This is a genomic window from Novosphingobium profundi (assembly GCF_018491765.1).
Taxonomy (GTDB): domain Bacteria; phylum Pseudomonadota; class Alphaproteobacteria; order Sphingomonadales; family Sphingomonadaceae; genus Novosphingobium; species Novosphingobium profundi.
Genome location: NZ_JABWCU010000047.1, coordinates 1 through 9,858 on the forward strand (window position 1 = coordinate 1; position 9,858 = coordinate 9,858).

The following is a 9,858-nucleotide window of genomic DNA, read 5'->3' on the forward strand; positions in this document are numbered from 1 at the left end:
TCGGCATTGGACCATCAGCCCTGACCGAGGCCATGGAATTACTAAACCAACACCTGGCCACGGCCGCTTGATTGCCATGAAGCGGCGGATCTCACTCGCTCGCGGACGATCTTTGCAACAGAGCCCTGTTTCGTGATCTGAGGGCGTGCGGAGCGAATGCCGCGCAGCGTGATGCCGGGGCTCATCGAAATGCGGGGGTGCTTTGGGACAGCAATACGCTGCGACAGGTAGATCCCGCTGTGGCCTGAGCACAGGTAGGCGACGAAACAGGCAACGGCGATGTAGACGGCATGGGTCGCACCGAACAATTCAATGCCCATGATGGTGCAGGCCAAAGGCGTGTTCGCTGCCCCGGCAAAGACGGCAACGAACCCAAGCCCCGCGAAAAGATCGACAGGTGCGCCGAAAAGGGTGCCGAGGGCGTGGCCTAGCGCCGCGCCGATGAAGAACAGCGGAGTTACCTCGCCCCCCTTGAAGCCGGTACCCAGCGTCACGACCGTGAACAGCAGCTTGAACGCCCAACTCCAGTAATCCGTGCCGGGCGAGAAGAACCCGGCGATAGTGGGTGTGGAGGCATCGGGTGCCCAGACCCCGAGGCCAAGATAGTCACGGGTGCCCAGCAGATAGACCAGAGCGATCACCGCAACGCCGCCCAGGAAGGGGCGTAGCGGCCCGAACCGGACGTGGCGCTTCACGAAGTCGCCGAAGCCGTGCGACAGTTCGGAGAACAGCAGGCCGACCAGTCCGAAAGCCACGCCGGCAATGGCCGCCTTGAGCAGGAGCACCGGGTCAACGGCGATCGGTCCGACCGCGCCGTTGAGATAGTCCATGTGGTACAATCCGTGGTGGATTCCCCACTGGTGACAGGTCCAGTCGCCGACAACAGCAGCTATCAGTGCTGGCACCAGCGCGCGATATTCCACACGGCCGACCGCCAGGACTTCCAGCGCGAAGACCGCGCCTGCCAGCGGTGTGCCGAACACGGACCCGAATCCTGCGGCAATACCGGCCATCAGGATGATGCGGGTACTCTCGGCATCGAGCCGAAACATAGTGGCGAAGGCGCTGGCAAGGCTGCCGCCCAATTGCACAGCCGTGCCTTCGCGCCCTGCCGAGCCGCCGAACAGGTGCGTGATAACGGTGCCGAGGAAAATCAGCGGCGCCATGCGCAAGGGCACGCCGCCACCCGGTTCATGGACCTGCTCGACGATCAGGTTGTTGCCGCCTTCAACGCTGCGGCCGAACAAATGATAGAGCAGGCCGACCGCGAAGCCGCCAACCGGCAGGAGAAATAACAGCCACGGATGCGCAAAGCGTGTCCGTGTCGCGGCGTCGAGGCTCCACAGGAAGGCAGCGCAGAGACTGCCGACTGCCGCTGCCATCGGAATAAGAAGTGCTAGCCAGCGGAAGACAGACAGGGCGTGATCATGTCGATCCCGGACAAAAGCCAGGACATCCAGGTTCGACAGCAATATTGCGAATTTAGCGCGCACGATTCCTCCTTGTTGCGAAAACGCATCAGGTAGGAAACATCAGCCACCAAATGTCTGGTCTGGGGGCGGTTCGGCCGAAGCCCGGCGGAAATCCATCGCCTTGAAAGCGGGCCTGACCTATCGAGGGCGGCCTGTCAACGACTGCCCCGGGCGGCGGGACGAGAAAGAGGTGTTATTGCACCTGTTTTCGCGTGTCGATGCCAGTGCTTCCATCGGTCTGGGGGACCGGGGGCCGCGTACCGAGATCGCGATAAGACTTGAGGTCTGGCGCGCCTGCAGGCACCGGATTAGCTTCCAGCCGTGCAATCATCCGTTTCATCTGGGCGATCTCTCGAACCTGGGCGTCGATGATGCCGTCGGCCAGTCTGCGGACCTCCGGGTCACGGATATGCGCCCGCTCGCTCGTCATGATCGCAATCGAGTGGTGCGGGATCATTGCTTTCATGTACGAAACGTCATCGACCGTTTCCTGGCTTCGCACCAGCCACAGCGACCCGGCAAAGACGATGACGGCGCCAGCAAGGATTCCCAGGTTGGCGCGGCGGTTTCGATACATGCTCCACATGAAGCCGAGCATGATCACCGCCATGACCGCGCCCATAAGCAGCGCCATCCACATCCGGGTCTGGCTGAACTCGACATGGTCGAGCGCATAAGTGTTAAGGTACATAAGCCCGAACATCACGATCGTCGATGTCGCGATCATCGCGGCGTATCTGCGGTATCCCATACCCTGATGCATGTCCCGGGCCTCTTGCTTGCCAGGTTTCTCCATCAAAAACGTCCTCTCAATTCAGTCTTCGTTTTTCAAAACCAACGATGGCGGCGAAGTTCCTTTTCAAAACCAGATACGCACCCCGGCGACGAAACTGGTTGTCGTCGGATCGTCACCGTCCGAACGGGCATAGCGCGCCGTCTGTCCGGTCTTCGCCTCGTAGGAGACGCCGACATAGGGAGCGAACTGACGGGTGATCTCATACCGCAGGCGCAGGCCAAGCTCGGCACTGCTTAGCCCGGCGCCGATGCGGTTCTCGGGCACATCCTGCGCCGACAGGTTGAGCTCGACACGTGGCTGAAGCACGAGCCGCTGGGTAATCCGCTGGTCGTAATAGCCTTCGAGGCGGCCGAGCACGTCTCCCTTGTCGGACAGGAACGCCGCGCCTTCCACCTCGAACCAGTAGGGCGCCAAGCCCTCGAACCCGATAACGGCATAGGTGCGTGACGGGCCAGGCTTGAAGTCGTGCCGGACGCCGGCCTGGAGGTTGAAGTAGGGTCCGACCGCGCGGCTGTAGAGCGCCTGCACTTCGGCGGCTTCGACGCCCTGTCGCAGCACACCTTCGCCCTCCGACTTGATGGTCAGCCGATTGATGTCACCGCCAAGCCATGCTTCGCCGTCCCAGCGATAGCCGTCGCGGCCTTTGCGCGCCTGATATTCGGCAAGGTTGAACATCACCGTCGCCATCGTCTGCCCGCCGTTCTCGCGCATCATCATGTTACGGGCATGCGTCATGTCGGCCGCGGCGAACTGGCGATCGGCATAGTGATCCGTCGGCGGGCTGGGTGCAGGCGCGCTGCCGGCGGGCAGATCGGTGCCAACTGGTTCTCCGGAGGACATCGCCGCCATGTCATGGCCAGCATGGTCGGCCGGCATATCCACCCCAGGCATTGCGCCATTGTCCTGCGCGGGTACCGACTGCGCCGGCCCCATCAGCATCCCCATGCCACCCATGTCGTGGCCTTCGTGACCGCTGGGGAGTGGCGCGGGCTTTGCGGGTGCGGCGGAAGCAGGCTTTGCAGCGGGCTGGCGTCTGCGCGGTGCCGGGGCGGTGGGCTTGGGCTTAGGCTTCGGTTTAGCCGCCTGCTTGGCAGGCGTCATGGACATGCCAGACATATCGTGCATCGAATGATCCTGCGCGGCTGCGGGCACGCTGAAGGCAATGATGGCACCTGCGGACAAGAGCGAGGCGAGACGCGTCATGCCGCATCTCCCTTCGGACGTACGCTGACGACGCGCATCATACCCGCGGCCATGTGGTAGAGCAGGTGGCAGTGGAACGCCCAGTCGCCGACCACATCGGCGGTGAAGTCCCAGGTCACGATCCCGCCGGGCTGGACGATCACCGTATGCTTGCGTGGGCCGTGGTCGCCATGACCCGTCACCAGTTCGAAGAAATGGCCATGGATATGGATCGGATGAGCCATCATGCTGTCGTTGATAAGGTTCACCCGCACCCGCTCGCCTTCGATGAAGGGGATCGGTTCATGGACGTCTGACATCTTCTCGCCGTCGAGCGACCACATGAACCGCTCCATGTTGCCGGTCAGGTGGATGTCGATGCTGCGCGAGGGGGCACGGACGTCGGGATTACGCTCCAGCGCCATCAGGTCGCGATAGACGAGCACCTTGTGCCCGACGTCAGCAAGGCCCTGCCCAGGTTCGCCGGTGCGGTCGACCGGCATCGGCGAGATTGTCTGCACGCCCGGACCGCGCTTGACTTGCGGCGCATTACCGAAGTCGCGCATGCTCATCGAGCCCATGTCGTGGCTGGCCATTGCGCCGCCGCCGTGATCCATCCCCGGCATCGCTGAATGGTCCATCGCGCCATGATCCATGGTCGAATGATCCATGCCGGCCATGGGCGCCGCAGCAGGACTGCCCGGCGTTGCGAGGGTGCGCGAGGCATTCTGCTCGGCGCTGGGATCGACGCCGCGCGGCACCATGTCGCCGCCCATATCCATCCCCATGTCCTTCATTGTCGCGAGCGGGCGCTGGCGCAGGGGCGGCACCGGTGCGACCATGCCGGCGCGCGGTGCGAGCGTCGCGCGCGCCATGCCCGAGCGATCGACCGCCTCGCCGACGAAAGTGAAAGCCTTGTCCTCGCTTGGCGTCACAACGACGTCGTAGGTCTCGGCAACGCCGATCTGGAACTCGTCGACCCCGACCGGCATCACATTCTGGCCATCAGCCTGGACGATCGTCAGCTTCAGCCCGGGAATGCGCACATTGAAGGTGGTCATCGATGATGCATTGATCACGCGCAGGCGGACGCGCTCGCCCGAGGCGAACAGGGCCGTCCAGTTATCGGCCGGTCCATGTCCATTGACGAGATAGGTGTAGGCCGCTCCGGTCACGTCGGAGATATCGGCCGGGTCCATCCGCATCTTGCCCCACGCGAGACGCTCCTTCTCCTTCTGGTCGCGACCCGAAAGGAGCCCTGACAGCGTCTGGCGCTGAAAGTTGAAATGGCCGGGATTGACCTTCATCCGGCGGAAAATTGCCTCGGGCGACAGCTGGCTGTGGTCCGACAGCACGATCACATGCTCGCGGTCGGACTGGACCGGATCGGCGCCGGCCGGATCGATCACGATCGGGCCATAAAGACCAAGCTGCTCCTGAAACCCCGAATGGCTGTGATACCAGTAAGTGCCGCTCTGGCGCACCGGGAACTCGTAGAGATAGCTGGACCGAGGCTTGATCCCGGGAAAGGAAATGCCGGGCACGCCGTCATGTTCGGGCGGGACCAGCAGGCCGTGCCAGTGGACCGAACTGTCCTCGTCGAGCTCGTTGATGACGTTCAATCGAACCTTCTGGCCCTCGCGCAGCCGGATCAGCGGCGCCGGCACCGTTCCGTTGATCCCGATCGCAGGCGAGCGGTGGCCGTCGATCGTCATCATCTGTCGGGCGATGCGCAGCGTGATGTCGTCGCCAGAGACGGTGGGAAGGCCTTGCGATACCGGCTGCGCCCAGGCAGGCATCCATGCCGCCAGCGCGGCGGTGCCGCCGGCCACTCCCAGGCCGCGCAGCAAAGTGCGCCGATCGACGGTCGAGAAATCCATGAAAATGCAGTCCCTGTCGCTTGCCTATGGGTGGTTTACGCACGAACGCCTTCAACCCCTCAGCATCTCCTCCAGTTTTTTGCGTGCGCGGTAGAGCCGTGTCTCGACAGCCTTGTTGCCGATCCCGAGGATCTCGGCAGTCTCTGCCTGGCTCATGCCTTCAATAGCGCGCAAAACGAGGACCTGCCTGAGGTTTACCGGCAATTCGGTAATCGCCGCCATGGTCCGTTCCAGTTCGCGCCGATCCGCGATCTGGATGTCGCTTGGGGCAGCGGGATCGGCGACGGCATGCGCCTCCTCGATCGGTCGCGCAAAGGTGAAGAAACGCCGCACCGCCCGGCGCCGCGACCAGTCGCGCGCCTTGTTGACCGCGATTCGCCCGATCCAGACGCGGAACGGGCGCGCCTCGTCATAACGATCGAGGGCGGCGAAGGCGGCGATGAAAGTTTGCTGGGTAAGCTCCACCGCTGCGTCACCATCGACAACGAGCCCACGCAGCAGTCGAAACACGCCGTCTCGATGCCGCCGCATCAGTTCCGAATAGGCCGCCTGGCGCCTTCCGAGCGCAAGCGCGGCCAACTCACCGTCCGAGCAGCCCGCGAGATCAACGCTCACCGGTCGTTGGCCGTCAGCGCCTTGACGACTGCGGCATCGAACCTGGCCACCTGATCGGGTTTGAGCACGGCGCGCATGGCAAAGATATGCTCGAGCGTTTCCTTCTGGAGCTGGCCCATAGCCTGATGCGAGCGATCGACCGCCGCGCCGACGGCGGGCCCATAGCCATGTTCGGACTGGATGGCGTCCGCGAGCTCCGCGTTATCTGCGCGTAGCTCTAACTCCAGCGCCTGCTTGCGCAGCGCGAAACGCCGTTCGATCTCTTCCATTCGCGCCTTCTGGCCGCTGTCGAGATCGAGGTCGTGGTGAAGCAACGCGTGCAGTTCATTCTCGACCGGGGTCGGCCATGCGATGAAGGCGCGGCCGATGAGCACGCCAGCGACCGCCGCCAGAAATGCGATGGCGGCGATGAGGAGCAGTCGGCGCGGGTCGTTCATTCCCCGGTCCCAAGCAGCGTCGATGGCGCCAGAGCGGCGGGCGCACCGAACGGGGCGATCGAAGGCGCGGGTTCGGGATAGCCGGGGATCGTCGCGCCGAGCAGCCCGACAACGAGCGCAAGGCTGGCAGCGATGCCGACCAACGAGCCCGATAGCTGCCGGCCATGCGCGTCCTGCCTGGCGATCCCGTCGAACACGGCGGCCTCTATTCCGGTCAGCCGCGGGTCAACCGGCAAGTCGTGCAGGCGTCGCAATGCAGTATCGACATCCATCATCATCGCTCCATGTGTCTTGCCAGCATACGCAGCCAGGCGTCCGAACCCTCGGCACTATGCATATATTCTGTTGTCGAGGGATAGCAGGTCGGGCTGCGTATTGAACCTTGAACACAGTTGGAGTGGTTCGATGAACAAGACGATGATGCTCTGCGCGCTGACTGCGCTGTCCCTTGGCCTGACTGGCCCTGCCTTTGCGCATCCCAAGCTGGTCAGCAGCACGCCTTCCGCGGCCGCGACGGTGACTGCGCCGCGCCAGGTCACGGTGACCTTCAGCGAGACGTTGATGCCCGCATTGTCGGGCGCCGAGGTCCTTATGACCGGAATGCCAGGCATGAAGGATCATTCGCCGATGAAGATCAACGGCGCAAGGACCAGCGTCGCCACCGACGGCAAGACCTTGCAGATCGCGTTCAACCGACCCCTTGGCGCAGGCAGCTATGCCGTCAACTGGCACGCGGTTTCTGGTGATACCCACCGCGTGACCGGCAGCGTAACCTTCACCGTCCGGTGATGCCCGACTGGCTATTGGTGGCGGTGCGCTGGGGGCTGTATCTCGCCCTCGGCGGGCTATTCGGCCTTCCTGCATTCTCGATCTACGGATCGCCGCGGGTGGCGCGCGCTACGGCCTTGACGCCGCGCTTGCCTGTGATCGCGCTGTCGGGGATCGGCATCGCCTTGAGCGCGGCCGCCATCCTGCTCATGACGGCTGCGATGTCGGGGGTCGGCATCATGGCGATCGATCGCGAAACGCTGACCATGATCCTGACCCAGACCAGCATCGGCTGGGCGTGGATCGCGCGCATCGTCGGCCTGTTCGCTATCCTGCTGCTCGCCCTCCCGGCAAGGCGCTGGACCCACTTTCATAACTGGTGCTCGACCGTGCTGGCTGCGATCGCAGTCGCGAGCCTTGCGTGGACCGGGCATGGTGCAGCCGGCGATGGCGCCCTCGGTACCGCACAGCTCGTCGGTGACATCATCCATCTGCTGGCAGCGTCGGCATGGACCGGCGCGCTTGTCGCGTTCCTGATGCTGATGAGCACCGCCCGCGATTCCGAAGCGCTTGCAGTTGCGCATGCGGCCCTGACGGGCTTCGCCCGCGCGGGCACGATCATCGTCGGCCTGCTGATCGCCACCGGCCTTCTCAACCTCTATATTCTTGTCGGGCCAGACCGCCTGCTGGCGCTCGGCGCGAGCGACTATGGCCGTCTGCTGCTCGCCAAGCTTGCCTTGTTCGGCCTGATGCTGGTGCTGGCGGCCGGTCATCGCTGGCGACTTGCCCCGGCGCTGAGCGACGATCCCGGCCATTCCGCTATCGCCCGCTTGCGAATGAGCCTCTGGCTGGAGTTCTCGGCGGCGCTCGCGATTCTAGCTGCGGTAGCGTACCTGGGGACACTAGCACCGCCAGCTTCGCTTTAGCGTCGATCAGCCGTGCATCAGGCCCAGCGCGATGGCTCCCATCCAGACCGCCATCGCGACCATCATCACATTCTCGGTCAGCGAGACGAAGCCGAGCGGCACCTTGCTCGATCCGCCGACACAGGCACATTTAATCTCGCGCCTGTCGATGTAGACCGCCTTGAACACCGAAACCGCGCCTAACCCGCCGATCACGAGCGCCACGGGTGCGGACAGCCAGGTCAGGACGCCAGCGGTCATCAGCACGCCCGCCGCCCCCTCAGCGAACGGATAGACATAGGAATAAGGCACCCAGCGCCGCGCCAGCAGGTCATAGTTGAGGAACATCGATGAGAAGCGCTCGACGTCCTGCAGCTTGAGCAATGCCAGCACGCACATGCTCAGCGAAATGAACCATTCGGCGGCATGCATCGTGAGCGGCGTGCCATAGATCGACTGGCTCACCGCCAGCGCCATCAGAGCGGTCATCGCAAACACCGCGATCACCGGCGTGTAGCTGGTCGCGTCGGGATCGGGCACCGACTTGCCGAAGAAGCGGCGCAGATCGTCATAGCCGCCGACCCGCCGACCATCGATGAAGGTCTGCGGCGTGGTCTTCACATCATGCTCGGCCTTGAACGCATCGGTCTCGGCGCGGGTCTTGAGCCAGCGGTCATCGACTTCATAGCCCTGGGTCTCGAGCAGATGCTTGGCCTTCAGTCCATAGGGGCAGACATGCTCGGGCATCACCATGCGGTAGAGCGTCGCGCGCTTGGGGGCTTGGTCGGTCATTGCGGGTCCTCTTCGCCTTGCGATTGATCGGTCCCCACCCTTATAGATGCCGTACCATAGTACGGAGTCAAGGCATGGAAACGGTGACGATTGGCAAGCTCGCCGCAAAAGGCGGGGTCGGTGTCGAGACCGTGCGCTATTATCAGCGGCGTGGGCTACTGGCCGAGCCGCAGCGCGACGCCGGCATCCGACGCTATGGCGACGACGATCTGCGCCGCTTGCGGTTCATTCGCTCGGCACAGGCGGCCGGCTTCACGCTTGAGGAAATCGGCGAACTGCTTGACCTTGATGCCGTCGACGATCGTATCCGCGCGCGGCAACTTGCAAAAGCCAGGATCGCGGCGATTGATGCGAAGATTGCCGAGATGCAGTCCGCCCGAGCCGCACTCGCCAAGCTTGCAAGCGAATGTGCAAATTCCAGCGTTGGTGCGTGTCCGATCATCGCCGCATTTGAGCACCAAATCTGAACTATCGCGCGGGATATTTTAGAGTAGCAGGTCAACAGCCTCGGCAGACACGGGCCGGTTCAAGCCGATACAGGTCAAAAGGCAGCCAAGCTGAATCCGTTGCTCTGAAGCCGTCAGTCTGCAATCGGCCAACGGCCGCCCTTACCCGGCATTCACGGCGATATGGCCGACGGTAACTTTGGCACGACGATCAAGCCCAAATTCCGCGCCTGAGAAATCACGCGCCGCACCCCCTCGGGCGACCATTGCGTGCCGCCGCGAGGCGTCGGCTCCCGTAAATCCTTGCTCAACCAATTTGCGATGCTGCGAAGAGTAGCGTCTGGATTGTTGTTGATCTTGTCGGCCACCAGCAAGGCTCTGTTGCAAACTCTGGCGCATTCGCCAAGATTGGGCTGCTGGATTGGCAGGATCGGTTGTGATGAACGATTTCAAGGGGCGGCACTTCACCGGAGAGGTCATCCTATGGGCGGTGCGCTGGTATTGTCGATACGGCATCAGCTATCGTGATCTCGCGGAAATGCTGGCTGAGCGTGGGATCGATGTC

12 protein-coding genes, 1 pseudogene and 1 riboswitch are annotated in these 9,858 nt (G+C 63.3%); of the genes and pseudogenes, 4 read left to right on the forward strand and 9 right to left on the reverse strand.

Annotated elements, in window-relative coordinates:
- Positions 1–41: 41 nt before the first annotated feature.
- The 7 genes from HT136_RS25535 to HT136_RS25565 form a co-directional block, all read right to left on the reverse strand.
- Positions 42–1,493: a voltage-gated chloride channel family protein gene (locus tag HT136_RS25535; protein ID WP_343222323.1), complete on the reverse strand. Its 1,452-nt coding sequence runs from the start codon at positions 1,491–1,493 to the stop codon at positions 42–44.
- 23 nt (positions 1,494–1,516) lie between these two features.
- Positions 1,517–1,602: riboswitch (Fluoride riboswitch) on the reverse strand.
- 63 nt (positions 1,603–1,665) lie between these two features.
- Positions 1,666–2,268, reverse strand: a complete 603-nt coding sequence (locus tag HT136_RS25540) for a DUF305 domain-containing protein (protein WP_246544463.1) — start codon at positions 2,266–2,268, stop codon at positions 1,666–1,668.
- 63 nt (positions 2,269–2,331) lie between these two features.
- Entirely contained in the window at positions 2,332–3,471 is a 1,140-nt protein-coding gene (locus tag HT136_RS25545; protein ID WP_214202591.1) for a copper resistance protein B, read from the reverse strand.
- Positions 3,468–5,330 (reverse strand): copper resistance system multicopper oxidase, encoded by a 1,863-nt coding sequence (locus HT136_RS25550; RefSeq protein ID WP_214202592.1) that lies wholly within the window; start codon positions 5,328–5,330, stop codon positions 3,468–3,470. The genes HT136_RS25545 and HT136_RS25550 overlap by 4 nt, the downstream gene beginning before the upstream one ends.
- A 51-nt stretch (positions 5,331–5,381) precedes the next feature.
- The gene (locus HT136_RS25555) at positions 5,382–5,945 is read right to left on the reverse strand and encodes an RNA polymerase sigma factor (protein ID WP_343222324.1); all 564 of its coding nucleotides are present in this window, start codon (positions 5,943–5,945) and stop codon (positions 5,382–5,384) included.
- Positions 5,942–6,382 (reverse strand): periplasmic heavy metal sensor, encoded by a 441-nt coding sequence (locus HT136_RS25560; RefSeq protein WP_214202593.1) that lies wholly within the window; start codon positions 6,380–6,382, stop codon positions 5,942–5,944. Before HT136_RS25560 ends, HT136_RS25555 begins: the two co-directional genes overlap by 4 nt.
- Complete coding sequence (locus HT136_RS25565) at positions 6,379–6,660, reverse strand: hypothetical protein (protein WP_207079402.1); 282 nt, start codon at positions 6,658–6,660, stop codon at positions 6,379–6,381. Before HT136_RS25565 ends, HT136_RS25560 begins: the two co-directional genes overlap by 4 nt.
- Positions 6,661–6,787: 127 nt before the next feature.
- Here HT136_RS25565 and copC point away from each other — a divergent pair, with 127 nt between their 5' ends.
- The gene (gene copC, locus HT136_RS25570) at positions 6,788–7,171 is read left to right on the forward strand and encodes a copper homeostasis periplasmic binding protein CopC (RefSeq protein WP_207079403.1); all 384 of its coding nucleotides are present in this window, start codon (positions 6,788–6,790) and stop codon (positions 7,169–7,171) included.
- Positions 7,171–8,076: a copper homeostasis membrane protein CopD gene (gene copD / locus HT136_RS25575; protein ID WP_207079404.1), complete on the forward strand. Its 906-nt coding sequence runs from the start codon at positions 7,171–7,173 to the stop codon at positions 8,074–8,076. Before copC ends, copD begins: the two co-directional genes overlap by 1 nt.
- 6 nt (positions 8,077–8,082) lie before the next feature.
- On the opposite strand, the gene HT136_RS25580 is transcribed toward copD, so the two are convergent.
- Positions 8,083–8,847: a glutaredoxin family protein gene (locus tag HT136_RS25580; RefSeq protein ID WP_214202594.1), complete on the reverse strand. Its 765-nt coding sequence runs from the start codon at positions 8,845–8,847 to the stop codon at positions 8,083–8,085.
- A gap of 74 nt (positions 8,848–8,921) precedes the next feature.
- Here HT136_RS25580 and HT136_RS25585 point away from each other — a divergent pair, with 74 nt between their 5' ends.
- Positions 8,922–9,314, forward strand: a complete 393-nt coding sequence (locus tag HT136_RS25585) for a MerR family transcriptional regulator (RefSeq protein ID WP_214202595.1) — start codon at positions 8,922–8,924, stop codon at positions 9,312–9,314.
- Between the two features lie 152 nt (positions 9,315–9,466).
- Here HT136_RS25585 and HT136_RS25590 read toward each other — a convergent pair whose 3' ends face one another.
- On the reverse strand, positions 9,467–9,661 hold the full coding sequence (locus tag HT136_RS25590) for a hypothetical protein (RefSeq protein ID WP_343222325.1): 195 nt from the start codon (positions 9,659–9,661) through the stop codon (positions 9,467–9,469).
- 71 nt (positions 9,662–9,732) lie between these two features.
- Here HT136_RS25590 and HT136_RS25595 point away from each other — a divergent pair.
- Positions 9,733–9,858: pseudogene (locus HT136_RS25595) on the forward strand (IS6 family transposase); the annotation flags it as partial.

Excerpts from the sequence above, each read along its gene's own strand:
- HT136_RS25540 (WP_246544463.1), bottom strand. The coding sequence starts at position 2,268 with ATGGAGAAACCTGGCAAGCAAGAGGCCCGGGACATGCATCAGGGTATG.
- HT136_RS25545 (WP_214202591.1), bottom strand. The coding sequence starts at position 3,471 with ATGACGCGTCTCGCCTCGCTCTTGTCCGCAGGTGCCATCATTGCCTTC.
- HT136_RS25550 (WP_214202592.1), bottom strand. The coding sequence starts at position 5,330 with ATGGATTTCTCGACCGTCGATCGGCGCACTTTGCTGCGCGGCCTGGGA.
- HT136_RS25560 (WP_214202593.1), bottom strand. The coding sequence starts at position 6,382 with ATGAACGACCCGCGCCGACTGCTCCTCATCGCCGCCATCGCATTTCTG.
- HT136_RS25565 (WP_207079402.1), bottom strand. The coding sequence starts at position 6,660 with ATGATGATGGATGTCGATACTGCATTGCGACGCCTGCACGACTTGCCG.
- copC (WP_207079403.1), top strand. The coding sequence starts at position 6,788 with ATGAACAAGACGATGATGCTCTGCGCGCTGACTGCGCTGTCCCTTGGC.
- copD (WP_207079404.1), top strand. The coding sequence starts at position 7,171 with ATGCCCGACTGGCTATTGGTGGCGGTGCGCTGGGGGCTGTATCTCGCC.
- HT136_RS25580 (WP_214202594.1), bottom strand. The coding sequence starts at position 8,847 with ATGACCGACCAAGCCCCCAAGCGCGCGACGCTCTACCGCATGGTGATG.
- HT136_RS25585 (WP_214202595.1), top strand. The coding sequence starts at position 8,922 with ATGGAAACGGTGACGATTGGCAAGCTCGCCGCAAAAGGCGGGGTCGGT.